This window comes from Dyella sp. M7H15-1 (assembly GCF_004114615.1).
Lineage (GTDB): Bacteria > Pseudomonadota > Gammaproteobacteria > Xanthomonadales > Rhodanobacteraceae > Dyella_B.
This window is the reverse complement of record NZ_CP035300.1, coordinates 1063419-1087052: the sequence shown is the minus strand read 5'-3', so window position 1 is coordinate 1087052 and position 23634 is coordinate 1063419. Positions and strand designations below refer to the sequence as shown.

The 23634-nt window shown below is 59.2% G+C and carries 25 protein-coding genes and 2 pseudogenes; 10 read left to right on the top strand and 17 right to left on the bottom strand.

Features of this window, described 5'->3' with window-relative positions:
* Nucleotides 1-13: 13 nt before the first annotated feature.
* Entirely contained in the window at nucleotides 14-883 is an 870-nt protein-coding gene (gene accD, locus EO087_RS05230) for an acetyl-CoA carboxylase, carboxyltransferase subunit beta (protein WP_128897947.1), read from the top strand.
* 92 nt (nucleotides 884-975) lie between these two features.
* On the opposite strand, the gene EO087_RS05225 is transcribed toward accD, so the two are convergent.
* The 6 genes from EO087_RS05225 to EO087_RS05200 all read right to left on the bottom strand — a co-directional run bounded on the left by EO087_RS05225 (nucleotide 976) and on the right by EO087_RS05200 (nucleotide 5437).
* On the bottom strand, nucleotides 976-1362 hold the full coding sequence (locus EO087_RS05225) for a type II toxin-antitoxin system VapC family toxin (RefSeq protein WP_128897946.1): 387 nt from the start codon (nucleotides 1360-1362) through the stop codon (nucleotides 976-978).
* Nucleotides 1359-1604 carry a type II toxin-antitoxin system prevent-host-death family antitoxin gene (locus EO087_RS05220; protein ID WP_128897945.1) on the bottom strand — a complete coding sequence of 82 codons (246 nt, stop codon included), beginning with the start codon at nucleotides 1602-1604 and terminating at the stop codon, nucleotides 1359-1361. The genes EO087_RS05225 and EO087_RS05220 overlap by 4 nt, the downstream gene beginning before the upstream one ends.
* Before the next feature lie 111 nt (nucleotides 1605-1715).
* On the bottom strand, nucleotides 1716-2588 hold the full coding sequence (locus tag EO087_RS05215) for a carotenoid oxygenase family protein (RefSeq protein WP_128897944.1): 873 nt from the start codon (nucleotides 2586-2588) through the stop codon (nucleotides 1716-1718).
* A gap of 43 nt (nucleotides 2589-2631) precedes the next feature.
* A complete protein-coding gene (locus tag EO087_RS05210) occupies nucleotides 2632-3249 on the bottom strand; it encodes a DUF2239 family protein (RefSeq protein WP_128897943.1) in 618 nt (205 codons plus the stop codon).
* A gap of 483 nt (nucleotides 3250-3732) precedes the next feature.
* Nucleotides 3733-4308, bottom strand: a complete 576-nt coding sequence (locus EO087_RS05205; protein WP_128897942.1) for a phosphatase PAP2 family protein — start codon at nucleotides 4306-4308, stop codon at nucleotides 3733-3735.
* Complete coding sequence (locus EO087_RS05200) at nucleotides 4277-5437, bottom strand: glycosyltransferase family 1 protein (protein ID WP_128897941.1); 1161 nt, start codon at nucleotides 5435-5437, stop codon at nucleotides 4277-4279. Before EO087_RS05200 ends, EO087_RS05205 begins: the two co-directional genes overlap by 32 nt.
* Nucleotides 5438-5613: 176 nt before the next feature.
* Between EO087_RS05200 and EO087_RS05195 the strand changes: the two genes are divergently transcribed.
* From EO087_RS05195 to EO087_RS05165, 7 genes are all read left to right on the top strand, one after another.
* The gene (locus EO087_RS05195; RefSeq protein WP_128897940.1) at nucleotides 5614-6048 is read left to right on the top strand and encodes a DUF4399 domain-containing protein; all 435 of its coding nucleotides are present in this window, start codon (nucleotides 5614-5616) and stop codon (nucleotides 6046-6048) included.
* A gap of 124 nt (nucleotides 6049-6172) precedes the next feature.
* Nucleotides 6173-7594, top strand: a complete 1422-nt coding sequence (gene gltX, locus EO087_RS05190; protein WP_128897939.1) for a glutamate--tRNA ligase — start codon at nucleotides 6173-6175, stop codon at nucleotides 7592-7594.
* A complete protein-coding gene (locus tag EO087_RS05185) occupies nucleotides 7587-7856 on the top strand; it encodes a hypothetical protein (RefSeq protein WP_128897938.1) in 270 nt (89 codons plus the stop codon). Before gltX ends, EO087_RS05185 begins: the two co-directional genes overlap by 8 nt.
* Before the next feature lie 15 nt (nucleotides 7857-7871).
* Nucleotides 7872-8384 (top strand): transcriptional repressor, encoded by a 513-nt coding sequence (locus EO087_RS05180; RefSeq protein ID WP_128897937.1) that lies wholly within the window; start codon nucleotides 7872-7874, stop codon nucleotides 8382-8384.
* Nucleotides 8385-8525: 141 nt separating this feature from the next.
* Complete coding sequence (locus tag EO087_RS05175) at nucleotides 8526-8957, top strand: MerC domain-containing protein (protein WP_128897936.1); 432 nt, start codon at nucleotides 8526-8528, stop codon at nucleotides 8955-8957.
* Between the two features lie 58 nt (nucleotides 8958-9015).
* Complete coding sequence (locus tag EO087_RS05170; protein WP_128897935.1) at nucleotides 9016-9975, top strand: cation diffusion facilitator family transporter; 960 nt, start codon at nucleotides 9016-9018, stop codon at nucleotides 9973-9975.
* A gap of 79 nt (nucleotides 9976-10054) precedes the next feature.
* A complete protein-coding gene (locus EO087_RS05165; RefSeq protein WP_128897934.1) occupies nucleotides 10055-10222 on the top strand; it encodes a 30S ribosomal protein THX in 168 nt (55 codons plus the stop codon).
* Nucleotides 10223-10254: 32 nt separating this feature from the next.
* Here EO087_RS05165 and EO087_RS05160 read toward each other — a convergent pair whose 3' ends face one another.
* From EO087_RS05160 to EO087_RS05140, 5 genes and pseudogenes are all read right to left on the bottom strand, one after another.
* Nucleotides 10255-10776 (bottom strand): GNAT family N-acetyltransferase, encoded by a 522-nt coding sequence (locus EO087_RS05160; protein ID WP_205744441.1) that lies wholly within the window; start codon nucleotides 10774-10776, stop codon nucleotides 10255-10257.
* A gap of 12 nt (nucleotides 10777-10788) precedes the next feature.
* Nucleotides 10789-12003, bottom strand: a complete 1215-nt coding sequence (gene hutI, locus EO087_RS05155; protein ID WP_128897932.1) for an imidazolonepropionase — start codon at nucleotides 12001-12003, stop codon at nucleotides 10789-10791.
* Nucleotides 12000-13454, bottom strand: coding sequence for a chloride channel protein (locus EO087_RS05150; RefSeq protein ID WP_128897931.1), 1455 nt, complete (start codon nucleotides 13452-13454; stop codon nucleotides 12000-12002). Before EO087_RS05150 ends, hutI begins: the two co-directional genes overlap by 4 nt.
* 52 nt (nucleotides 13455-13506) lie before the next feature.
* Nucleotides 13507-13743, bottom strand: a pseudogene (locus EO087_RS05145) (transposase domain-containing protein); the annotation flags it as partial.
* A gap of 936 nt (nucleotides 13744-14679) precedes the next feature.
* Nucleotides 14680-14889, bottom strand: a pseudogene (locus tag EO087_RS05140) (nitrilase-related carbon-nitrogen hydrolase); the annotation flags it as partial.
* A gap of 99 nt (nucleotides 14890-14988) precedes the next feature.
* Here EO087_RS05140 and EO087_RS05135 point away from each other — a divergent pair.
* Nucleotides 14989-16356 carry a formimidoylglutamate deiminase gene (locus EO087_RS05135; RefSeq protein WP_128897930.1) on the top strand — a complete coding sequence of 456 codons (1368 nt, stop codon included), beginning with the start codon at nucleotides 14989-14991 and terminating at the stop codon, nucleotides 16354-16356.
* A gap of 156 nt (nucleotides 16357-16512) precedes the next feature.
* Here EO087_RS05135 and EO087_RS05130 read toward each other — a convergent pair whose 3' ends face one another.
* From EO087_RS05130 to EO087_RS05115, 4 genes are all read right to left on the bottom strand, one after another.
* Nucleotides 16513-17532, bottom strand: coding sequence for a C13 family peptidase (locus tag EO087_RS05130; protein ID WP_128897929.1), 1020 nt, complete (start codon nucleotides 17530-17532; stop codon nucleotides 16513-16515).
* A gap of 9 nt (nucleotides 17533-17541) precedes the next feature.
* Nucleotides 17542-18228: an acireductone synthase gene (gene mtnC, locus EO087_RS05125; protein WP_128897928.1), complete on the bottom strand. Its 687-nt coding sequence runs from the start codon at nucleotides 18226-18228 to the stop codon at nucleotides 17542-17544.
* 137 nt (nucleotides 18229-18365) lie between these two features.
* Nucleotides 18366-18923 carry an acireductone dioxygenase gene (locus EO087_RS05120; protein ID WP_128897927.1) on the bottom strand — a complete coding sequence of 186 codons (558 nt, stop codon included), beginning with the start codon at nucleotides 18921-18923 and terminating at the stop codon, nucleotides 18366-18368.
* A complete protein-coding gene (locus tag EO087_RS05115) occupies nucleotides 18920-19567 on the bottom strand; it encodes a methylthioribulose 1-phosphate dehydratase (protein ID WP_128897926.1) in 648 nt (215 codons plus the stop codon). The genes EO087_RS05120 and EO087_RS05115 overlap by 4 nt, the downstream gene beginning before the upstream one ends.
* Before the next feature lie 143 nt (nucleotides 19568-19710).
* Here EO087_RS05115 and EO087_RS05110 point away from each other — a divergent pair, with 143 nt between their 5' ends.
* A complete protein-coding gene (locus tag EO087_RS05110) occupies nucleotides 19711-20046 on the top strand; it encodes a high-potential iron-sulfur protein (protein ID WP_128897925.1) in 336 nt (111 codons plus the stop codon).
* Between the two features lie 423 nt (nucleotides 20047-20469).
* Here the strand turns inward: EO087_RS05110 and EO087_RS05105 are convergent, their stop codons facing one another.
* Both EO087_RS05105 and EO087_RS05100 read right to left on the bottom strand, forming a co-directional pair.
* A complete protein-coding gene (locus EO087_RS05105) occupies nucleotides 20470-21927 on the bottom strand; it encodes an amino acid permease (protein ID WP_128897924.1) in 1458 nt (485 codons plus the stop codon).
* Between the two features lie 77 nt (nucleotides 21928-22004).
* Nucleotides 22005-23489 (bottom strand): amino acid permease, encoded by a 1485-nt coding sequence (locus EO087_RS05100; protein ID WP_128897923.1) that lies wholly within the window; start codon nucleotides 23487-23489, stop codon nucleotides 22005-22007.
* Nucleotides 23490-23634 lie beyond the last annotated feature (145 nt).

The window sequence follows — 23634 nt, the reverse complement described above, 5'->3', positions numbered from 1 at the left end:
TGAGGCGTATGCGATGAATTGGCTGCAAAAAATCATGACCCCCCGTGCACGGGCGCAAAGCTCCGTGGTCGGCAAGGGCAAGGTGCCCGAAGGTGTATGGGAGAAGTGCGCAGGCTGTGGCGCGGTGCTGTACCGACCGGAGTTGGAACGCAATCTGATGGTTTGCCCCAAGTGCAGCCATCATCACGCCATCGGCGCGCGCGAGCGCTTGCTGGCGCTACTGGATGAGGGCACGGCGCAGGAACATTGGGCGAGCATGGAGCCCACTGATCCGTTGAAATTCCGCGACTCCAAGAAATACCGGGACCGTATTTCCGCCGCGCAGAAATCCACCGGCGAGAAAGATGCGATGGTCGCGATGAGCGGCAAGCTCAAAGACAAGCCGTTGATGGTGGTGGCCTTCGAGTTCTCCTACATGGGCGGCTCGATGGGTTCGGTCGTCGGTGAGAAATTCACCCGTGCCGCCGAACGTGCACTGGCTGAACGCAGCGCCCTGGTGTGTTTCGCAGCCAGTGGTGGCGCGCGCATGCAGGAGGCGCTGTTTTCGCTCATGCAGATGGCCAAGACTTCCGCTGTACTGGCACGTTTGCGCGAAGCCGGCGTGCCTTACATCAGTGTGCTCACTGATCCCACCACCGGCGGCGTGTCGGCAAGCCTGGCCATGCTGGGTGACATCAACGTTGCCGAACCGAAAGCGCAGATCGGCTTCGCTGGCCGTCGCGTGATCGAGCAGACCGTGCGCGAGACCTTGCCTGAGGGCTTCCAGACTTCCGAGTTCCTACTCGAACACGGCGCTATCGACATGATCGTCGACCGCCGCCAGATGCGCGACAAGCTGGCTGATGTATTGAACATCCTGCGCAGGGTGCCGCGCGCGGCGTGAACCAGTGTGGTGTCTCACAAGTAACGTGAATAAATTCCGAGTGGATGTCGTCGCGAGACAAGGCGCGAGGAGGAGTCATATCCAGCGTTGCCTTAAACGCACTGAATAGGGCCGGGATATTCGGCCAGGCGAGCATCGGCTGTCAGCAAGGAAATGCCTTCGACAATGGCTTGCGCGACCAGGATGCGGTCAAAAGGGTCTTTGTGGATGAGCGGCAAGCTATCGACGGCGACAGCATGTTCGCTGTGAATGGACAACTCGCTGTAGCCGTTGTCCAATAGGCTGCGGCGCAGCACGCGTGGATCGACCTTGAAGTCGTCGCGTCCCAAACCACGTTTGATCACGATTTCCCACAGACTGGCCACGCTGAAAAATAACTCGTTTTCGAACGCACTCATGAGTCGCCGAGCATCCAGCGGAACGTGCTCTACGCCCTGAGCTGCCCACAGCAACAGGTGCGTATCCAACAGCAGTTTCATGCGCGATCCTCGAACATTGCGGCAATCTGTGCCTCGCCCATCCGGTCGAAATCTTCCGGCACGCTGATTTGTCCGGCCAGGAAGCCAAACCGTTTGGCGTGCGATGGCTCCGGTGCGTCAAGGGCGATCACCTTGACCATCGGCTTGCCCGCTTTGGCGATCACGAACGATTCGCCCTTGGCGGCCTCCTCCACCAACCGGGAAAGCTGGGTTTTGGCGTCGTGGATGTTGTACGTATGCATAATTAAATCGCCATAGGACTAAGTCCATTGAACTTAGTTTATCGCATGCTATCCACTTGTCCAGTCTTTTTTTGGTATGCCCTAATCGGATGACCACACTGGTGTTGCATGTCAACCGTCACTGGCTAACCACGTACCATGAAATCCGGCGGGAATCCGCGTTGGCAGATGCACAATTGCGACCGGCCCAGCAGCGACATCTCGCGCGTCGAGTACGATCACATCGCTGGTATCTGTCGCATGTCGGTACACGCAACACAGCAACCACCCATCGTCTTCCGTCTTCGCCCTGCGGCGAGGCACGAAAACGGGCTCACCGTTCTGATCACCCGGCGGTATCGCATATCGTTCGAATGTGCCGCTGTGCCAGTCATACCGCACAATTCCCCGCATTTCATCCGGAGTGGGTTGCTCAGCCGCATAGAGGAATCGATACATTCGGCCGGTCCGCTGCTCGTTGATTCGCGGCAGTTCGATTCCGCTGTCGCCAGCCGGCGTCTCATACACTGCCCCTGACGCTAGATTGACTCGATAGCGCCACAGCACCCCGACCGGATTACCCTCGAACGCAGTCCCATCAGGCAAGAGTCGTAGAAACCACGGATACCGGACGGCATCCAGAACGATCGTCGTCATGTCCTCGTTGTAGGCGTTGACGACATGCAGAATGAAGCACGGGGCAAGCTCGAACCACCGCACATCGCCACCATGACGCGGTATCACCCCTAGCCGCGCGGCGCGCTCATCATGCCAGCGTAGCGGCATCCGGTGGCCGCGCGTGAGCATCGAAAAGTCGTAACCGACGTTCAGATCGAGCACGACACTGTGCGTTGCAGTTATCGCAATGTCGTGGATCATCGACGGGGCCGGCAGCGCGATCTCGATGTCCAGGGTCGGCCGCCCCAAGGCGTCGGTCACACCATAGCGCAGAAACGGAGCCTTCCAGTCCGCGCGGAACGTCACGAGATCACCGGTTAAGGTCAAAGGTTGTCATCTTTGTCCCAATCGTTGTTAAAGGTGAAGCAATTCACGACACGTCGTCGAAGAAGCCGAGTGCAAACGCATGGTCACGTACGTCATCTGGCCAACTGACGATCTGTTCACCGAATCGGCCACGGTCATCCGCGAACAACGCGCGTGTCGCTTCTTCGAAACCGGGCAAGTCGCCAGCCATCGCCGACATGAAGTGATAGGCACGCTCGTGTGCGGCGCGGCGATTGTCACGTTCGACATTCGCTCGACGTGCCTCGTCGACAAGCTTTCGCAGTGCAACGGATGCACCGCCAGGCTGTTTCGCAAGCCAGTCCCAATGACGCGGCAATAGCGTGACCTCGCGCGCGACGACGCCGAGCTTCGGACGTCCTCGTCCACGCGGCTCGCTTTGTGCAGCTTCGCGATTGGCTTCGTCTGCGCACTGCGCATCGGAGGGGGCCGATCTATAGCGCGCGACGATCTCCTCGTCAGTGCCGCGTACATTCAGGTCAATGGAGCGACCGGTCGCATTGTCGAAAACCAGGACAGGCCCGATAGCCCCACCTTCTATCGCATGCCTGACAGCAAGCGCGACGGCACCGGGCGGGCCGGATGCAATACGTCGATGCCCGTCGAAGGCGGTATGGGACGGAAGCGTGGATGCAGGATTCATGGCGATCAGCCTGATGGAGGAGACATATAATTTATACCCGGATAAATATAATGTCAATATTGTCCGGGTATAAATTAAGCACTGCACCGCCAGCCCGATGATTGTGGTTTGAGGTGCAGTGGAACGAAACCTGCGGTTTAGGAGTTGGGATTCGGGATCGTTTTATCGAACCATGTGGAGATTGGCTAGGTGGAAGCGGTGCTGCAGACACTATGGCCGACCGTATCCGTGCAGCTCGGTAAGGGATGGTTTTCCACAACAAATGTGGACGCCTTCTGGAAAAGCCTGTGGACAACTGGCATACCCGACTGTGCGATCAACCACTTGGCACGCAGTGATGAACTTTTGCGCAAAAAGTGCGTGCAGTTTTCCACAACGATTGTGGAAAGCATCCGGTAGAGCCTGTGGATAGGTGCGCTATGTCGTTGTACACAAAGCGTGTAAGTACAGCGTGACCAATCATTGATCAGTGCATGAAATGCATCAGGCAAGCAGTTGCGGTGCGTTGTGCACCAGCCACAGCGACAGCGCACCGAGGCCGCTGCCAACGAAAATCGCTGCAAGTACGTCGCTCGGATAATGCAGGCCAAGGATCACGCGCGATGTGGCCACCAGGACGGTGAACGTCAACAGCAGCGGGGTAAGCAGTGGATACCACGCCAGCGCCACGATGGTGAAGCCCACCGCTTGCAAGGTGTGACCGGACGGGAAGCTGAATTCATCCAGCGGCGGCACGTGCGCGATCACGCCGGGGCAAGTGCGGAATGGGCGTGGACGACGCGTCCAGCGCTTCAGAATGCGATACAGCCACAGCGCCACCAAGCCGGTGGTCGCCATGTGTGCCGCCGCTTTCAGTCCGCGATGGCCATCGATCAAGACTAGCGCAAGCATCAGTGCGTACCAAAAGATACCGTCCCCAAGTCGGCTGATGATGCCAAAGAACAACCCTACTGCGTGCCGTGTACCCCAGCGATTGGCGACAATGCACATGCGCCGGTCAAACGCATGGCGCGGCAGTGCGATCTGATCAGGCAGGTGCGATGGTGACATGGCGCTCATGCACGTTCTCCTCGACCAGTTGACTTAGTTGATTTTCAAACTCACGAATCACTGCTTCCGGCGAGAGCCGTTCGACGCTCGCGATGGCAGCGGCGCCCATGTGGCGAATCAGATCGATATTGCTAGCCAGCGTGACGGCGGCGGCGGTGAACGCCAGCGCGTCACCGGACGTGATACGGAAGCCATTCACGCCATCGATCAGATGTTCACGCGCCGCGCCTTCGTTATAGGCCACCACCGGCAGGCCGGCGGACAGCGCTTCCAGAATCACGTTGCCAAAGGTTTCGCTCAGGCTAGGGAACGAGAACAGATCCGCACTGGCGTAATGCGCAGCCAGCGCCTCGTCCCGCTTCATGCCGACAAAGATGAAATCCGGATGCGCCGCTTGCAGCCCCGCGCGGGCAGGGCCATCGCCCACCCATACATAGCGCGCGTTGGGCGCCTTCTGCTGGATGGCGTGGAAGGTCGATACCGCCAGATCCAGGTTCTTCTCCGGCGCGATGCGGCCTACGTAAAGCACCACCGGCGTGTCGGCATCCACGCCCCAGCTTTCGCGCAACGCGTTGTCGCGCTTGGTGGGGTGGAACAATGTCGTATCGACCGCACGGCGCAGCAAGCGTGCGTGATCTACGCCCATCGCCGTCAATTCGGTTGCCAGCGCATCGGTAGGCACCAGCGTGATGTTCGCGCGGCAATGAAAGCGGCGCAGATAGCCATGCACGACCGGTGTAAGAAAGCCCACGCCATAGTGATTGGCGTAAGTATCGAAGCGAGTGTGGAAGCCGGTGGCGACAGGGATGCCGAGTCGAACCGCTGTCTTCACCGCCGAGCGGCCCAGCGGACCTTCGGTGGCGACGTAAATCACATGGGGGCGGCGCTCTGTCCAGCGCTTGTGCAAGGTACGCGGGGCGGGCAGGCCGAAGCGCAGGCCGGGGTAACGGGGCAGGGCAGCGCTGCGGGTTTCCAGCGTGCGGATGCCGGGTTCGTCGACGTGGCTGACGACTTGGCGGGGGCGGATGAGATCGATCTCGTGGCCGCGAGCGGCCAGACCGGTCGTCAGACCATGCACGGTGAGGGCAACACCGTTGATCTCTGGCGGATACGTCTCGCTGATGATGCCGATACGCATGGCGCATCCTCGTCTTGTACGGCGATAGCCTGCACTGGCGTGGTTTCGTGCAGGTGGCTGGCAGGTGACAAGGTGGTTACGCATGTGACGAAACACTGAAATGTTGTCGCCAAGCAGGTGCCGAGTTGGGATAGAGTCACCTGGCGGGCTTTCCCTTTGGATCAGGAGACACATCAATGAAACGTTGGTTGCTTGCTCTCGCGTTGGTCACCACTACCGGCTATGCACTAGCTGCCGATGCTCCCGCCTTACCCGTGACCAAGGCCCCCGTCGGTGCGGAGGTCTACATCATCTCCCCGCAGGATGGCGCGACGGTTTCCCAGACCTTTACCGTGCGTTTCGGGCTGAAGGGCATGGGCGTAGCCCCCGCCGGCGTCGTTCACGAAAACACCGGGCACCACCATTTGCTGGTGGATGTGAAAGAACTGCCGATTGCCGGCCAACCGATTTCGAAGGATGAGCAGCACATCCACTACGGCGGCGGCCAGACCGAAACCACCCTGAAGCTGCCGCCCGGCACGCATACCTTGCAGTTGGAACTGGGTGATTCCAATCACATTCCGTTCGATCCGCCGCTGGTGTCCAAGCCGATTACGGTGCACGTGAAGTAGCGCTCTCGCATTCGCCGGGGCAACGACAACAAGGCAACCGTTTTTTTACAGCCTCTACGCGGAGAGGGAGTAGAGCGTCATGATCAGGTAAAATTTTCTGTTTCCCACCCATTTCCCTTAAGTCATGACCGTCCGCACCCGCTTCGCTCCCAGCCCCACCGGTTTCCTGCACATCGGTGGCGCACGCACCGCGCTGTATGGCTGGCTGGAGGCACGTCGCCGTGGCGGTGAATTCCTGTTGCGCATCGAAGATACCGATCGCGAGCGCTCTACCGACGAAGCGGTGCAGGCCATTCTCGACGCGATGCAATGGCTCGACCTGAGCGTCGACGAAGCACCGATCTACCAGACCCATCGCCTGGCTCGCTACAAGCAGGTCGCCGACCAATTGCTGGCCGCCGGCAAGGCGTACTACGCCTACGAGAGCAAGGAAGACATCGAAGCCATGCGCGAGGCCGCCATGGCACGCGGCGAAAAGCCTCGCTACAACGGCTACTACCGCGACCGCAACGAGCCGTACCGCGACGACCCCAACCGCGTCATCCGCTTCAAGAACCCGCTGGAAGGCTCGGTGGTGTTCGAGGACAAGGTGAAGGGCAGGGTGGAGTGGTCCAACGCCGAGCTGGATGATCTGGTGATCTTCCGCTCCGATGGCTGGCCGACCTACAACTTCGCCGTGGTCGTCGACGATATCGACATGGGCATCACCGAAGTGATCCGCGGCGACGACCACGTCAACAACACTCCGCGCCAGATCAACATCTACCACGCACTCGGCGCCAGCGTGCCGGAGTTTGCACACTTGTCGATGATCCTGGACAAGGAAGGCAAGAAACTCTCCAAGCGCACCAACTCGGTCAGCGTGATGGAATATCGCGAGAGCGGTTTCCTGCCACATGCCATCCTCAACTATCTGGTGCGTCTGGGCTGGTCCCATGGCGATCAGGAAATCTTCTCGCGCGAGGAGATGATCAAGCTGTTCGACGTGGGCGACGTCAACAAGGCTGCTTCGCGTTTCGATACCGAAAAGCTGTTGTGGCTCAACCAGCATTACCTGAAGACGGATGATCCGCAGACGCTGGTGCCGGAATTCACGTGGCACCTCAACCGTGCAGGTATTGACATCGGCACGGGGCCGGCGCCGGCAGATGTGATCGTGGCCCTGCGCGATCGCGTGCACACGCTGTTGGAAATGGTTGAGCGTGCCAAGATTTGGTACGGCCCGATCACCGTATGGGACGACAAGGCAGTCACCAAACACTTGAAGAACGACGGCGCTGTAGCAGTACTGCAGGCCGCTCGCGAACTGCTGGCAACGTGTGAGTGGAAGCCGGAGCCGATCCACCAAGTGATCGAGCAGGTGGCCGCGAAACTGGAACTGGGCATGGGCAAGATTGCGCAGCCGTTGCGTGTGGCAATGACCGGCACGCAGGTGTCGCCGTCGATCGATCACACGATTTATTTGACCGGGCGTGATGCAGCGCTCCAACGCATCGACGATGCCATGTTGCGGGCCCCATCTACCGGCATGCGCTTCGATGGATGAACTGCTAGCCAAAGCCATCCAGGGTGTCGATCTGGATTCACCTGGCGCATTCATTCATATCTTCCTCAACCTGATGAAGATGATTCCCTGGGGCACGTTGTTCTGGTGGAACCTGGTATTTGTGGCGGTGGGTGCCTTGCTGGGCTGGTGGCGCGGGCGGTTGCTGGCCGGTATCGTCTGGGCACTGGTCTTGGGGCCGATCGGCTGGATAGTCGTGTTATTCATCCCCAAGTCGGCCAAGCCCCCGCCGCTGCTACGCTGAAGGCGGACTGCCGGGATGTATGATCTTGAGGAAGGGGTGAATCCGTTGAGCAACAGGTCTTCCGCCAAAGCGCACACCCACCATCATCACGAAAGTCCGAAGGACTTCGTGGCGGCTGTGGAGCATGCCAGCGAGGAGCGCGGCCTGCGCCTAACCCCACTGCGCAAGGAAGTACTGGAACTGATTGCCGCCGCCGGCAAGCCGGTCAAGGCTTACGATCTGCTCGATCAATTGCGCGAACGCCATGGCAATGCCGCGCCACCTACTGTCTATCGCGCGCTGGATTTCCTGCTCGAACACGGCTTCATCCACAAGCTGGAATCGATCAACGCTTTTGTGTCCTGCCACCATCCAGCCGAGGCGCATCAGGTGCCGTTCCTGATCTGCGATGTTTGCTCCAGCGCGCAGGAAGTGTGCGACGAGCGCGTGGCCGAGCTGATCGAAGCGCAAGCCAAGGCTTTTGGTTTCCGCCCGCAGGCACAGACACTGGAAGTGCACGGCATCTGCAAGAACTGCCACAAAGCCTGATTCGCGAGGCTTCTGAGCGAAAGCTCCTGCGCCATCCGTCCTGTCGCTGCAGGCGATTGCTTGCGCCGCCGTCTATTATGTTATAACGTATCAAATCCTATCGCCGGACCCACCGGCGCAACGCAGTGCCGTCCCATCCCCATGGATTCCACGCCAACGCCGCTTACCTCACGCTGGTGGAACCTGTTCGATCGCCTCGGCGCGACCGCTTCGTTCCTGTGTGCGATCCACTGCGCCGCGCTGCCATTCGTGCTGGCCATCCTGCCCTTGCTGGGTCTAAGCTTTCTCGCCGATCATGCTTTCGAACGTGGTTTTGTGCTGTTTGCTAGTGCCTTGGCGATGTTCGCCCTGGTCAGCGGTTATCGCCGACATCATCGCCTATTGCCGTTGCGGCTGGCGCTGACTGGTCTGGCGCTGCTGGTCGTGGGTGTGACCTTTGCCGAAAACGTTTCAATCGTTCTGCATAGCGTGTTTGTCACCTGCGGTGGCATGTTGGTTGCCAGCGCCCATTTTGTGAATCTTCGCATCGATCGCCAACATAGCCACGAGCACGGCCCGCACTGCGCACATTGAGTTTTCGCTGGTTACGCAGTGATTGTGTAACGTCCGCCTAGCTTCCTAGCATTGCCGCATGAATCACGCGCATAGCCATGCCAACGACCACCGCCATGATCACTCCTATGCAGCGGGAGCGGATGGTCGTGAACGCAAACTGCTGATCGCCGTGGTACTGACGGCCGGCATGATGCTCGTGGAAGTGGCCGGCGGCTGGTGGTCTGGCTCGCTAGCTTTGCTGGCGGATGCCGGCCATATGTTGGTCGATTGCGGTGCACTGGTGCTCGCCTTGTTTGCGGTACGCATGGCGCTTCGTCCAGCCGATGCGCAGCGCACGTACGGTTATGGCCGCATGGAAGTATTGGCTGGTTTCGTCAACGCGCTGACCCAGTTCGTGTTGGTGGGGTTTATCGCTTACGAGGCGATCGAGCGCTTGTTCAAGCCGGTGGCGATTCTTTCTGGCGTGATGTTCGGTGTAGCGACGATGGGTCTGCTGGTCAACCTGATCGTACTGCGCAGCCTGCATGGCCATGCGCAGGACGACGTGAACATCGGCGCGGCCAGTCTGCACGTGCTGGGTGATCTGCTTGGCTCGGTGGGTGCCATTGTCGCCTCGTTGTTGGTGCGCTGGATGGGCTGGAATTGGGCCGATCCGCTGCTCTCGCTGCTGGTGTCGCTGCTCATCTTGCGCAGTGCGTGGAGCCTGCTGCGCCGCTCGACGCATATCCTGCTCGAAGGCGTTCCCGAAGGTATGGACACCGGGGAAGTTGAAACCGCCTTGCGCGAGTCCGATGCGTCGATCCGCGACGTGCACCACCTGCATGTGTGGCAGCTCGCTTCCGGCTCACGCATGGCGACCCTGCATCTGGAACTGCATGAACGGGGCGACGGCGCGCAGGCCCTGGCCGCGGTGAACCGAACCCTGCTGGAGCGCTTCGGCATCCGGCACGCTACCGTTCAGATTGATCCGGGTGACTGCCCGGATGGCAGCCCCGGCTGCAGTGCCCAGCACCAGCCATCGCACCCTCATCACTGAACGGCCACCGCTTGCGCTTTGAGCCGCCGCTGATACGATAGTTGACCGTCCACAAGCATGACGAGTCAAGGAGTTTTCTATGGGTAAGGGCGATCGCAAGACCCGTCGCGGCAAGACCTACCGCGGCAGCTACGGCAACACGCGCGTGCACTCTGTACAGCCTGCGGTGGTTGGCGCCAAGGCGACCGTGACCAAGCCGGCAGCCGCCGTGAAGAAGGCCGCCGCACCGAAGAAGAAACCGGCCTGAGCCTTTTGCTCGCCGAAACGCAAAAGCCCCGGTCATCGCTGGGGCTTTTTGTTTTGGGCGGGTATCTGGTAAACGACAGTTGGGTATTTAGGTGTTTCTCGCTTTTCCACGACTACACCGCCTAGTGATTCGGCGATGCGTCGGCTTGAGGTATTTTCCTCGGCAACCGGATAGATGAATTTGTTCGCATGAAAGTTTCGACTTACCCATTTTAAGACCAGCGTCACTGCTTCGCGACCAAAACCTTCATGATGGCGATTTTCCCGGATCCAGATGCCTAATTCCGGGCTTGCGCTCCGTACATTGTGTAGTCCAGCCAAGCCGAGGAAATATCCATCGCGGCGTTGGCGAATGGCAAACACAAACTCTATACCGTCTTGCATCGAAGGTAGCCAGGACTGCCAGACACGGTCGAAGTCTTCGCGGCTTGCGGGCGGGTCCCAGGACATAAAACGGGTTAGGGAAGGTGTGATGCAGGAAAACGCTGCATCCGCATCGTCGGCACAAAACGGCCTCATCGAAAGCCGCTTCGATGCCAAACAGATGTCGTGCATACCTAGTACCATCTATGTTTTCAACTTGGATAGCCAGACTTGCCGTACGAGTCCGCCGCCCATCCAATAACACAATTCCGCTGGCTGCTTCACATGCCACGCCACCAGGTCAGCTCGCTGGCCAACAGCCAGGGTTCCGTGATCTGGCAAACCCAGCGCACGTGCTGCATTCACTGTCATGCCACGCAGTGCTTCCTCTGGCGTTAGTCGGAACAGAGTGCACGCCATGTTCGCAGCCAGTCGCAGCGAGAGCAGTGGAGAGGTACCAGGATTGCAATCGGTAGCGATGGCCATCGGCACCCTGTGTGAACGTAGCGCATCGACGGGTGGCAGTTTGGTTTCGCGCAGCGCATAAAAGGCGCCGGGTAACAGTACGGCTACCGTCCCGGCGCGCGCCATCGCCTGAATACCCGCATCGCTCACGTATTCAAGGTGATCCGCCGAAAGGCCATCGAACTGTGCCACCAGCGCGGCACCGTCCAGATCGGACAACTGTTCCGCGTGCAACTTCACGCGCAAGCCCAACTGCTGCGCATGCTCGAACACGCGCTGTGTTTCCACACGGCTAAAACCGATGCCTTCGCAGAACGCGTCCACCGTATCGACCAGCCCTTCATCGGCCAATGCAGGCAGCAGTTCGTTGCAGACCAGGCTTACGTAATCGTCGCGGCGATCCTTGTATTCCGGCGGCAACGCATGCAAACCGAGGAAGCTGGTCTGCACGTGCACGCCCAGCGTTTCGCCGATACGTCGTGCTACGCGCAACATGCGGCGTTCGGTATCCAGCTCCAGGCCGTAGCCGGATTTGATTTCCAGTGTGGTGACGCCATCGGCCAGCAACGCGCGTGCGCGCGGCAGGGATTGCGCAAGCAATTCATCCTCGCTGGCGTTGCGCGTGGCACGTACCGTCGAGACGATGCCGCCGCCGGCACGGGCGATGTCTTCGTAACTGGCGCCGTTGAGGCGCAGATCGAATTCCTGCGCGCGGTCACCGCCGAATACCAGATGGGTATGGCAATCGATCAAGCCCGGCGTAACGAGTGCGCCATCCAGGTTGTGCACTTCCCGGGCGGTGGCCGCCGAAGCCGCAGGCAGATCCTGCATCGCGCCGATCCAGACGATTTTTCCATCCTGGCAGGCGATGGCGGCGTCGGTGATCAGTCCGTAACTTGCCTCGCCCACGAAGGTGGCCAGCGAGGCCTGCGTCAGCAAAAGATCCCAGTTCATGATCTTGGCTCGTCCGTGGAATCAGGTTCGATGGGCGCGGCAGGTTCGCCATAGGTGCTGGTGGGGCCGATTTCCTCCACCGGGGATGCTTCGTCTTCCGCGTTGGCGCGCTCGGCTTGTTGCCGTTCGAAATCCCGAATCATGCGCTCGGCGAAATCTTTGTACACCGGCGTGGGACAGAAGACCGATGCCGCCGCGCGCGCCAGCAGGCAGGCGGCCATGATCGGAATCACCATATCCTGATTGTTGGTGAGTTCCATGGCGATCACGGCGGAAGTGAGCGGTGCGCCGGTCACGCCGGATAGGTAGGCGCTCATGCCTAGCAACACCACCGCCGCTTCCGGCGCACGCGGCAGCAGCAAGGCAATGTTGTGGCCCAAACCCGCACCCACCGCCAGCGCTGGCGAGAAGATGCCGCCTGGAATGCCGGCCCAGTACGACACCACGTTGGCTAGCAGTTTCATGATGCCGAAACTGTGTCCCGGCGTTTCCGAGGCGTTTTGCACGAAGGCGCGCGCCTGTTCATAACCGGTGCCATAGATCGCGTTGTGCGACAGCACGCCAAGCACTGCCAGCGCAAAGCCACAGCCGACGGCAAACCTTACCGGATGGCGTTCACGCAGTCGTCCAATGGCGGCCAGCGGCCCGTGGCGGCTCAGCAGGATCAAGCGTGCAAACAGGCCGCCCAGCAACCCGCAGACGATGCCGCACTCCAGCACGGCAAGCCACGCATGCCCCAGCGGCAGGCTGGTCTGCACCGTACCGAAGTAAGCGTAATTACCGGTCATACCCAGCGACACCACACCACCCACGAAAACCGCCGTGAGCAGCAAGCCGCTGAAACGATGCTCGAAGGTACCGGCTAGTTCCTCGATGGCGAACACCACCCCCGCCAGCGGGGTATTGAACGCCGCCGCGATACCGGCTGCGCCACCGGCAAGGATGAAACGCGACAGCGCCTTGGGATCGTCAAAGCCGAAGCGGCGCCCCAGCCAGTACATCAACCCCGCGCCCACATGCACGGTCGGCCCTTCGCGGCCGATCGATGCGCCCACCATCAGCGCCAGCAAGGTCAGCATCATTTTGCTGGCCGCAATCGGTAAGGCCAGCATGCGTGAGCGGAAAGTTGCGTCATCGATATGGATGGTGGCGATGACCTGCGGAATACCGCTACCACGCGAGGCACGCAATCTTCCTGCTGTCGCCCACGACAGCAGGCCAAACACGAGAGGCGTAAGAATCAGCGGGATCCAGATCCCGTGCGCCACCATCTTTTGGAACAGCGAATAAGCCCAGTCGCTGGTCTTGGCAAAGAGGATCGCAGCCAGAGCGACCAGCACTGCGCCGCTCCACAGGGCGATGCGGCGTTTCCATTGGTAGGGGGCGAAGAATTCGTGGCCGAGGAGGGCGCGCAGACGAGAGTTGGCGGCTTTGGGGGTTGGTTCGGACATCCAAGGATTATGGCAGATCGTATTGGTTGCGCTCTTTTGCTGTAAGCGCTCGCTACACGGCGTCCTTGATGCCCCTCTGCGCATGGTGTAGATCAGAGCGCATCGGCTTATTGGCAAACAGTGTCTTCCATACGCGTGGAGTTAGTTCATGGACGTGCGCCTGCGGATGCTCGCCCACGCGCTGCAAGACATCGACCAAGTAGTCGTAGGGATTAACGTCGTGCAAGCGACAGGTCGCCAGCAAGCTTTGCACGATGGCGATCTGCTGGGCGCCCAGCTCTGTCCAACAGAGTCATGTAGGCCCGGTACCAGCAACAACTACGCCACATACATCTGCAAATTGTCGCTTACGTCGAAGCATCGGTGGCTAGGAGCGATCTGGAATTGAGCAAGAATCTGCCTTGACTTCAAGTATCTCTTTACACTCTAATTCAAAGAGGAAGTCAGAATATGTTAGAGGAGCGTCAATTTAGTCGACAATTGATTTCCACAAAACCTGGAGAATAGCAATGGCTGATAACGCATTCGTCACGTCTGGTGATTTGGCAGATGGTCGTATCCAAGTTTTTGCAATCAAAAAAAATGGGCAAATCGAAAGTAGGTGGAAAGAAACCGTGGACCCCAATTCGGGCTGGACTGCGTGGTCGAATTTTCAGACTCCAAGCGGTGGTGTAACGTCCATGTCAATTGGAATTCTTCCAGATAAGCGGATGCAGCTATTCGCTACCGACAAAAGTGGGAATATCATTAGTTGCTGGAAGACGACGACAAACTCGAACGCATCCTGGACAGACTGGTCCGCGTTCTGATCGGATCATCGCAGCTAATTTTCGTTGAAAGCAACGATTGGGTAAAGCGCGACGCTTGCACTGGTCGTGCTTTACCTTATCTTGTTCAATCACCATCTTGCTCAATCACCGCGTCTCATAAAGATCATACCGCCGATCCTTCGGATTCTGCACGGCTCCCGCATTACGTGCCCTTGCAAGGCTCTCCAGCCGCAGATCCGCAAACAGCACCGTTTCGATATTCGGCGTGGAATCGGCGGCTATGCCCATCCGATTACACACATCCGAAACATTAGATGAGTGATCCCCTCTTACCCCGGGAGAGGATGCCGGCAGGCGGGTGAGGGTCTGGGCGAAGCGAGCGATTCACTTCTCACACAAGTCTTTGTTTTCGCGCGCTGGCCGCATCCTCACCCCAACAAAATCAGCGCTCCCTAGTCGACCAGATGCTTGGCCACTTCCGGGAATTCCGAGTCATAGCAGATCATCACCTCGATCGGTCCGCAGTCGGTCTGGATGGTTGCCGCGTTATCACCGCCGGAAACATGCCACACCACGCGCTCGCTGGGAGCGGGGTGCAGCTTTTCGCGCTCATGGATCGAACCATCGTGCAGGCATACGTAGCAAACATTGTGGATATCGCCACTTCCATCAAGACGGCTACACTTTAAAACGTGCTGTTCCTGCTTTTCTTCCTCTCCCCAGAGAGGAGAGGGAGCAAAACACCAAGCCCCCGGAGATTGTTCATGAGTAACACTGCAGTGATCCATACCTTCAAGGCACGGCATCTCTGGCAAGAAAACGGCTGGCAAGGTGACGTCAGCTTTGACGTGGATGGTCGTGGTCGTATCACCAAGCGATCGGGCGCATCCCCCCAAAGCCTCGATAGCTGGGTGCTACCCGGCATGCCTAATCTGCACTCCCACGCTTTCCAGCGCGCCATGGCCGGCCTGGCCGAGCGCCGCGGCCCCGGCGACGATTCCTTCTGGACCTGGCGCGAAACCATGTACAGCTTCGCTGCCCGCATCGATCCGGATACCTTGCAAGCCATCGCTGCCCAGCTCTATGTGGAAATGCTCAAGGCCGGCTATACCCAGGTGTGCGAATTCCACTACCTGCACCATCAGCCCGACGGCAGCCCGTACGCGCAGCCGGAAGCCATGTCGCTGGCCCTGATCGAAGCGGCGCGCGAAGCCGGCATCGCGCTGACCTTGCTACCCGTGCTGTATATGAGCGGTGGCTTCGATGGTCGTCCGCTATCGGCACGCCAGCGCCGCTTTGGTCACGACGTTGACCGCTACCTGCACTTGCTTGCCAACCTGCGCAAGCTGGAGAACGACCAACTACGTGTGGGCGTGGCCCTGCATTCCCTGCGTGCGATTCCGGAAAGCGCCTGGCGCAGCCTGATCGATCATGTGTCGCTGAAAACTGGCCCAATCCACATCCATATCGCCGAACAGATCGGCGAAGTGCAGGACTGCCTCGCCACACGTGGAGCGCGGCCGGTGGAGTGGCTGTTCGATCATGCGCCGGTGGACAAACGCTGGTGCCTGGTACATGCCACGCATTTGACCGAAGCGGAAACCGCGCAACTGGCACGCAGCGGCGCGGTGGCTGGTCTGTGCCCGACCACCGAAGCCAATCTCGGTGATGGCCTGTTTCCGCTGGCGCATTATCTGGATGCTAACGGTGTGCTGGGCATCGGCTCGGATTCGCATATCTCCATCTCGCCGGTGGAGGAATTACGCTGGCTGGAATATGGGCAGCGCCTAAGCACGCGTCACCGCAATGTATCGGCCCGCCATGCCAGCGACAGCGTGGGTGAAACCTTGTGGCGCGCGGCGCTGAAGGGTGGGGCGCAAGCGGCGGATTTGCCAATCGGTGTGATCACCGACGGGCAGCGCGCGGATTTCATGGTGCTCGACAGCGACTCGCCGCTGCTCGCCGCGCGTCATGAACGCTCAGCGATGGATAGCTTTTTGTTTGCCGGCAATATGCCGCTAGTACGGCATGTGATGGTGGGTGGGCAATGGGTGGTGCGGGATCACCACCATCGCGATGAGGTGAGTATCGTGGCAAGATATCGTGCAGCCATGCAGCGATTGACCGCATAACGGTTTGCAACGACCCGCAACATGTAGGCCGGGATGACCATTCCGACTTACGCGCTCATCCACCATGAAAAGATGCTGATGACAGTATGGATGATGGTCAGGCTCACCATCTGACTTTGTTATGTAAACACCCTCCAAGGCAAGCGCAGATATCGTTCACTGAGCACTTGCCGGCGGGCTGTTAGTGGATGGTAGTGGCGGCGTAAACGGCACCGCTGGCCCTGGCTTGATGTCCTTGCGCCATGATGTGAGTTGCTGCGCAATCCCTGCGCCGATATCGATCTGCGGCTCGGATGGTGTGAGTTTCTGATCCTTCTCCCATCCCGAGATATCGTTCTTGGCGAGCTGGAACGCATCGACAAAATCGTCGGTCTTGTTCAGCCCATCCACCAGCCAAGCTTTGCCGAAGTAAGTGATGTCAGAGTCGCTGCCGCAGCCAAACGAACTGCGATTGGTGCGTGCGGCGGTCAACACCAGCGTACCGGGGCCACGCAGATCAGGCACGAAACCACCCGAATAACAGGCGTTGACCACCACTACTTTCCACTTGAAGGGACGCTTCTTGAGGATGCCGGCCAGATCAGGAGCGCCGATTTGATCCAGCGGCAGCGGATCCATGTCGACCAGCAGATTGTGGTTTTCGTCGCCGTGCGAGGTCATATAAAGCACCAGGATGTCTTCATCCGGCTTCATCACGCCACTGAGTTGGTTCAGGGCATCTTCGAGGTTGCTCCAGTTGGCCAGTGGATGCGACTGCAGCGTGCTGGGATTGTTCTCCAGCACCACGGTGTGCGCGGTTGGGCCGAAGCGCTTGGTGAACAATTGTGCGGCGTATTCGGCCTCGTTGCGGAACACATCTTCGCCACCATCGCCTGCGAACGTCAGCAGATAGAGATTGGGTTTGCCGACCACGCGCGGCGTCAGTTGCGAAAGCGCCTGATGCACCATGCCTGGTTGGGCATAGATAACTTGCTCCGGTGATGGCGCCTGGTTGGGCCAGTTGTCGTTGTCGTCGCTATCGTCCGTGTCGCTGCTGCTGGTATTGGCAGGTGCAGACGTGCTGCCGGACGCCACGCTGGAAGCTGACGGGTTGTGCGACGCTGGATGCCGGGTGATCAGCAGCATCAGCAAGACACCAGCGGCGAAGGCGAGCAGGGCGGTCAGTACGATGCGCATGCGTGCGGCTCAGGGCTGAATGGTGTCGAAGCTGGTGTATGCGGGATGGCGTGGCTGGGCAGGGACATCCAGCGGTGGGCGTAGCAACCAGCCGGTTTGCAGTCCGGCTGCGCGCGCAGCATCCAGTTCTTCCACGATGTCGGAAAGGAACAGCACATGTTCGGGACGTTCGCCGATGGCTTCGACGATGCGCCGGTAGGATTCCGTCTCGCGCTTGGGGCCCGTTTCGGTATCGAAATAGCCTGCGAACACCGGCGTGAGGTCGCCGGCTTCGCTGTAGCGAAAGAGCAGCTTCTGCGCAGGGATGGAGCCGGAGGAGTACACGTAAAGGTGCAGACCCTCACCGCGCCAGGCGTGCAGGCGTGCGGCTACTTCCGGATACATGTGGGAGCGGTATTCGCCTTCCTCGTAGCCGCCTTGCCAGATCATGCCCTGCAGGGCCTTGAGCGCTGTGGATTTGCGGTCCTCATCGATCCAGCGCAGCAGCAGTTCGATCACTTCCTGTCGGCTGGCCTCGATCAGGCCGGCTTCCTTGGCGGCCTCATGCAGCCAATGCTGCACCTCGGGCTTGTCGGCGTGGGTCTCGACGTAGGCGGGCAGGCGCTTGCGTGCATAGGGAAACAGCACGTCCTTGACGAAGCTGATGGAACTGGTGGTTCCTTCGATGTCGGTGACGATGGCGCGGATGGAGGTCATGGGAGTCGGAGGGGGATGGAGGCTCCCAAGCTTAGCGTGGGCTTGCGCGGGTGCAAGCGATTGATTCTATAGATGGGGGTGCAAGCCCCAACATTGCCATGTACGTCGCGTCCGGATGGTGGGGTTTGCACTCCGGCCTACGCAGTCGCCAGCGGCTGCATGCGGGGAAACTGTTCGGCAATGTCGGAGCCGGTGAAGTTGGCGACCCAGCCTTCTTTGTTGGTGAACAGGCGGATCGCCACGAAATAGGGCGATTCACTCATGTCGAACCAGTGACGGGTACCATCCGGTACGCCGATCAGATCGCCCCGCTCGCACAACACGTCGTAGACCTTGTCCCCGATGTGCAAGGTGAACTGGCCGGCACCGGCGACGAAGAAGCGCACCTCGTCCTCGCTGTGGGTGTGCTCGCTGAGGAATTTTTGGCGCAGGGTGGCGCGGTCCGGGTGGTCCGGCTTCAGGCTGATCACGTCGACGGCCTGGTAACCCTCTTCGCGCATCAGGCGATCGATGTCGCTGCGATAGGCGGCGATTACTTCGTCCTGACTCGCGCCAGGGGCGATCGGCTGGCTGGCTTTCCATTGCTCGAAACGCACGCCAACCTTGGCCAGCTCGCGGGTGATCGCGGCGTGGTCCTTGTGAATCGAAGGTGTGGTCTGCGGTTGTTCCGCATGGAAGATACGCAGGCGGCTCATGCGCTCAATCTCCTAAGATCGAGTTCACAGCCGAGCAGGAATTCCAGCGCCTCTAGATGGCGGCGCGCTTCGGCCATGTCATGGCCCCACGTATAGATGCCATGGCCATTGATCAAGTAGGCGTGCAGCGGTTTGTCGTCATTGATCCACGCGTCGACCCGGGCGACTAACTCGGGCATGTGCTGGGTATTGGGAAACACCGGAATGTCCAGTTCGCTTTCATGTGTGACGTGGCCTCGGATGGCCTTCTGCAATTCCCAGCCTTTCAGTTTGATCACGCTATCTTTGGCGAACAGGCGCGAGGCGACGCTTTGCGTACGGGAGTGTGTATGCAGTACGACGTTCATTTCCGGCCAGTGGCGATACACCTGTGTGTGCAGTTCGGTTTCTGCGCTGGGGCGCGATGGTGTGCCAACGGGCTTGCCTTGCATGTCCACCAGCATGATGTCGTTACGGCTGAGTTTGCCTTTGTCTCGGCCGGAGATGGTGATGGCGGCGTAATCAGCGTCTACACGCATGGAGAAATTGCTGCTGGTGGCAGGTGTCCAGCCGCGCTGAGCCAGCTCGCGCGCGACATCGGCGATAGCGTCCGCGCGCTCATTGAATAGCGCAGTGGGAATGGTGGCGGGAAGTTCTTGGCTCATGGCAAATGGACGTCCAAACGATGGAAAACTATAACATGAGGACAAAAGTCCAAATGCGAGTGATTCGCGAAAGGGCTCTTGATCTTCTCACGGGGTTAGGATGCGAGCTGATTCGCTTTGTTCCTAACGTTATGAGGATGGTTATGTCTGGGCATGAAGATATCGAGTCACGCCGTCGTTTCCTGAAGCTCGTGGCCGGGGGCACGGCCACTGTAGCGGTGGCAATGAGCGGCTTGCCGCGTTTGGTACGAGCAGACGACCTGCCGCATTTATCCGAGGCCGATCCCACCGCCAAGGCATTGGGCTATGTTGAAGATGCAACGATGACGAAAGATCCCAAGCACAAGACAGGCGACACCTGCGCCAATTGCCAGTTCTATTCTGGCGGCGCTACGGGTTTCGGCCCCTGTCAATTGTTCCCGGGTAAGGCAGTGAGTGCGAAGGGTTGGTGCATTTCACACACCGCCAAGAAAGTCTGATCGCGGATCGCCGCGCATGGGTATCGAGGCCGGCCCCTTTGCTGGCCTTGTTGGGTGCGCTATGCCTGGCGAGCCATAAAAAAACGCCTGCATCCGCAGGCGTTTGATAAAAACGAAGGGGTATTGCTGAAAAGTGCCACCCGGACAAATCAGGCTAAGGAGCTGACTCGCCTGACGTGTCCGGGTCGCTATCCGGGGCCCACTGCCAAGTGATCAACCCACGGGCTGATGATCATACTCCGGTTGGTCGAAGTGGGGCGAATCGCGACGGGAAAATTCTGTTAGGTGAATTATTTTATGTTTAAGAACAATGCATTATGAGCGCAATTCAATATTGAACTTTCGGAATATTAAAAGGCTGTTAACGGCAAGATATGGACTTTTCGATACTAATGACGACTTTTTGACGATGATCGTAGAAAATCACGACTTGGCTGAGTCATTGGCAATATGCAGACGACTGTGGCGAACCCCATAGGTGAAATAAATCGCAAAGCCGATCACCGTCCAAGCGCCCATCAGGGCCCAGTTGAACCAGTCCATGGCGGCCAGCAGGGCCAGGCAACTCAGCACGCCAGCTGTGCAGATCACGGGTGCCCACGGTACGCGGAAGGTGCGTGGCAGTTCCGGCGAGGTGTAACGCAGGATCAGTACGCCTGCACACACGGCAACGAACGCAATCAGCGTACCCATCGAGGTAAGGTTGGCGAGCAGGTCGAGTGGAAACACCGCGGCAAGTGCGGCGATGCCGACACCTGTGATGACCGTGTTGAGATGTGGCGTGCGGTGCTTGGGATGAATGCGATTGAACACTTTGGGCAGCAGGCCGTCGCGCGCCATGATCATGAAGATGCGCGGTTGCGCGATGATCATCACCAGGATCACCGATGACAGGCCAATCAGCGCGCCGATCTCGACGATCCAGCGCAGCCAGTTCAGTTCGGGGTGCACCCTGATAGCGGTAACGACTGGCTCATCCGTGCCCAGCTGGGTGTAAGGGATAAGGCCGGTCAGCACCGCAGCCATCGCCAGATAAAGCACGGTGCAGATCGCCAGCGATACGAGCGTACCGAATGGCAGGTCGCGCTGCGGATTCTTGCATTCTTGTGCGGCGGTAGAGGTCGCCTCGAAACCGATATACGCGAAGAACACCATCGCCGCACCGCGCATGATGCCGTCCCAGCCATATTTGTGATTGCCTTGTGCTTCTGGAATGAACGGATGCCAATTGGCGGGATTCACATAGCGATAACCGGCAACCACCACGACCACGATCAGGCCAACCTTCAACAGCACCATCAGAAAGTTGATGCCAGCCGATTCGCGGATGCCGATGTAGCACACCCAGGTTAGCGCCAGCACGATGGCTATGGCAGGCAGGTTGATCAAATGTCCGGTCAAAACCAGTGCTCCGCTCTTGTAGGCGAAGGGCGCATCGGTAAGGGCGACGGGCAGGTGAATGCCGATGTTGTCGAGCAGGCTAGTGAAATAACCTGTCCAGCTCGCTGCCACGGCAGAGGCGGAGATGCCGTACTCCAGCACCATGTTCCAGCCGATGAACCAGGCGACCAGTTCGCCCAACGTGGCATAAGCGTAGGAATAAGAGCTGCCGGAAATAGGAATAAGCGTGGCGAATTCGGAATAGCACAGCGCGGTGAAGCCGCTGCAGATTGCCGCAAGGATGAAGGAAATCAGCACCGCCGGTCCGGCATGATCTGCCGCAGCCTGGCCCGTGACCACGAAAATGCCGGTGCCGATGACAGCGCCAATGCCTAGCGCAGTAATGCCCCATGGACCAAGTGTTCGCCGCAGAGTAGGGCCGTGGGATTCATCGTGGCTGTCGGAAAAATCGGTCTTGCGGGCGAATAACTGTTTGAACATAAGGCTCCCTGATAGAAAGCCGGCACGGTGCGAACACCGTGCCGTACAGGATTCATGCGATCGATGTGGCGGGTCTCTCAGGTGGGCTCGGTGCCGTTGGCCAGGTGACTCTTGCGATGGCCGTAGAGATAGTAGACAACCAGGCCGACAACGCCCCAGCCGAAGAACACTTCCATCGTCTTCAGTGGAAGATTCACGAACAGCAGCAAACAACCGAGCACAGCCAGCGGGCAGACAATCCAGACCAGCGGCGTACGGAACGGGCGCTTGCGATCGGGCTGGGTGACGCGCAGCACCATCACGCCAATGGCCACCATGATGAAAGCAAACAGCGTGCCCGAATTGGTGATATCGGCGAGTTGGCCGACTGGGTAAAGGGCGCCGAAGATGGAAACGAAGATACCGGTAACGAGCGTGATCACATGTGGCGTATGGAAACGCGGATGGATCTTGGCGAGGCCGCTGGGCAGCAGACCGTCGCGCGCCATGGTGAAGAAGATGCGTGTCTGACCGTAGGTCATGGTCAGGATGACCGATGGCAGTGCGATGCCGGCGGCAAGCCCGACTAGGTTGCCAAGTTGATTATGGTTGAGCACACGCAGCACGTGAGCGAGCGCTTCCCGACTGCACACCAGCGCCTCGGAACCTTTGCAGGCGGCAGCCATTTCCGGTGTGCCCGGCTGGAATGCCACGCCGTCGGGGCCAACGAGCGGTTCCGCGCCAATGGAACCGATGGCGCTATAGCTGACCAGCAAGTAATAAATGGTGCAGACGCCGAGTGATGCGATCAGGCCGATCGGAATATTGCGATTGGGATTCTTGGTTTCTTCGGCGGCGGTGGAGATGGCGTCAAAGCCGACATAGGCAAAGAAGATGGAAGCCGCCGCCCCGAGCACACCGATACCGCCCATCGGGCTGCCCCAGCCATTAGGTATGAAGGGTTTGAAGTTCGCATCCTTGACGGCTGGCAGCGCGACAAAGATGAAGGCGGTTAGCGCCAGTACTTTGATGATGACCAGGAAGGTATTGACCTTAGCCGACTTCGATGTGCCCATGATCAACAGCAGCGTAATGGCGATTCCGATCAGGAAGGCCAGCAGATTGAAAGTGCCGCCATCCATCGGGCCGGTACGTAGAAACTCCGGCAAACCATATCCTGCGTGTGCAAGCAGTCCGTTTACGTAGCCGGCCCAACCGACGCATACCGTGCTGGCCGCGATGGTGTATTCCAGCACGAGCGCCCAGCCGACAACCCATGCCATGCCTTCGCCAAGTACGCCATACGTATAGGTATAGGCTGAACCGGCTACCGGAATCATGGAGGCCAGTTCTGCGTAAGCCAGTGCGGCCAGGGCACAGACAATCGCCGCAATCACGAACGAGATCATCATGCCTGGACCGGCTTTCTGTCCGGCCTCGGCGGTGAGTACGAAAATACCGGTGCCGATAATGGCGCCAATGCCCAACATGGTTAGCTGGAACGCGCCAAGTTGCCGAGTGAGGGCTTTTTTCTCGGCAGTGGCCAAGATCTGGTCGAGTGGCTTGACGCGCTTGAATAGCATGGAATGCTCCCCGTAAGAACAGACATCTCGTTCATCGGGGGCGCTACAAAATAGGCGCGATAAGCCGATGCGTTAAGCAACCATAGCCTAGCGAAGGGCAGGGGAACAAGCTGCAATGCGATCAGATGGCTGGATCTTAGGGTGG

Excerpts from the sequence above, each read along its gene's own strand:
- accD (WP_128897947.1), top strand. The coding sequence starts at position 14 with ATGAATTGGCTGCAAAAAATCATGACCCCCCGTGCACGGGCGCAAAGC.
- EO087_RS05225 (WP_128897946.1), bottom strand. The coding sequence starts at position 1,362 with ATGAAACTGCTGTTGGATACGCACCTGTTGCTGTGGGCAGCTCAGGGC.
- EO087_RS05220 (WP_128897945.1), bottom strand. The coding sequence starts at position 1,604 with ATGCATACGTACAACATCCACGACGCCAAAACCCAGCTTTCCCGGTTG.
- EO087_RS05210 (WP_128897943.1), bottom strand. The coding sequence starts at position 3,249 with ATGAATCCTGCATCCACGCTTCCGTCCCATACCGCCTTCGACGGGCAT.
- EO087_RS05205 (WP_128897942.1), bottom strand. The coding sequence starts at position 4,308 with ATGAGCGCCATGTCACCATCGCACCTGCCTGATCAGATCGCACTGCCG.
- EO087_RS05200 (WP_128897941.1), bottom strand. The coding sequence starts at position 5,437 with ATGCGTATCGGCATCATCAGCGAGACGTATCCGCCAGAGATCAACGGT.
- EO087_RS05195 (WP_128897940.1), top strand. The coding sequence starts at position 5,614 with ATGAAACGTTGGTTGCTTGCTCTCGCGTTGGTCACCACTACCGGCTAT.
- gltX (WP_128897939.1), top strand. The coding sequence starts at position 6,173 with ATGACCGTCCGCACCCGCTTCGCTCCCAGCCCCACCGGTTTCCTGCAC.
- EO087_RS05185 (WP_128897938.1), top strand. The coding sequence starts at position 7,587 with ATGGATGAACTGCTAGCCAAAGCCATCCAGGGTGTCGATCTGGATTCA.
- EO087_RS05180 (WP_128897937.1), top strand. The coding sequence starts at position 7,872 with ATGTATGATCTTGAGGAAGGGGTGAATCCGTTGAGCAACAGGTCTTCC.
- EO087_RS05175 (WP_128897936.1), top strand. The coding sequence starts at position 8,526 with ATGGATTCCACGCCAACGCCGCTTACCTCACGCTGGTGGAACCTGTTC.
- EO087_RS05170 (WP_128897935.1), top strand. The coding sequence starts at position 9,016 with ATGAATCACGCGCATAGCCATGCCAACGACCACCGCCATGATCACTCC.
- EO087_RS05165 (WP_128897934.1), top strand. The coding sequence starts at position 10,055 with ATGGGTAAGGGCGATCGCAAGACCCGTCGCGGCAAGACCTACCGCGGC.
- EO087_RS05160 (WP_205744441.1), bottom strand. The coding sequence starts at position 10,776 with ATGCACGACATCTGTTTGGCATCGAAGCGGCTTTCGATGAGGCCGTTT.
- hutI (WP_128897932.1), bottom strand. The coding sequence starts at position 12,003 with ATGAACTGGGATCTTTTGCTGACGCAGGCCTCGCTGGCCACCTTCGTG.
- EO087_RS05150 (WP_128897931.1), bottom strand. The coding sequence starts at position 13,454 with ATGTCCGAACCAACCCCCAAAGCCGCCAACTCTCGTCTGCGCGCCCTC.
- EO087_RS05135 (WP_128897930.1), top strand. The coding sequence starts at position 14,989 with ATGAGTAACACTGCAGTGATCCATACCTTCAAGGCACGGCATCTCTGG.
- EO087_RS05130 (WP_128897929.1), bottom strand. The coding sequence starts at position 17,532 with ATGCGCATCGTACTGACCGCCCTGCTCGCCTTCGCCGCTGGTGTCTTG.
- mtnC (WP_128897928.1), bottom strand. The coding sequence starts at position 18,228 with ATGACCTCCATCCGCGCCATCGTCACCGACATCGAAGGAACCACCAGT.
- EO087_RS05120 (WP_128897927.1), bottom strand. The coding sequence starts at position 18,923 with ATGAGCCGCCTGCGTATCTTCCATGCGGAACAACCGCAGACCACACCT.
- EO087_RS05115 (WP_128897926.1), bottom strand. The coding sequence starts at position 19,567 with ATGAGCCAAGAACTTCCCGCCACCATTCCCACTGCGCTATTCAATGAG.
- EO087_RS05110 (WP_128897925.1), top strand. The coding sequence starts at position 19,711 with ATGTCTGGGCATGAAGATATCGAGTCACGCCGTCGTTTCCTGAAGCTC.
- EO087_RS05105 (WP_128897924.1), bottom strand. The coding sequence starts at position 21,927 with ATGTTCAAACAGTTATTCGCCCGCAAGACCGATTTTTCCGACAGCCAC.
- EO087_RS05100 (WP_128897923.1), bottom strand. The coding sequence starts at position 23,489 with ATGCTATTCAAGCGCGTCAAGCCACTCGACCAGATCTTGGCCACTGCC.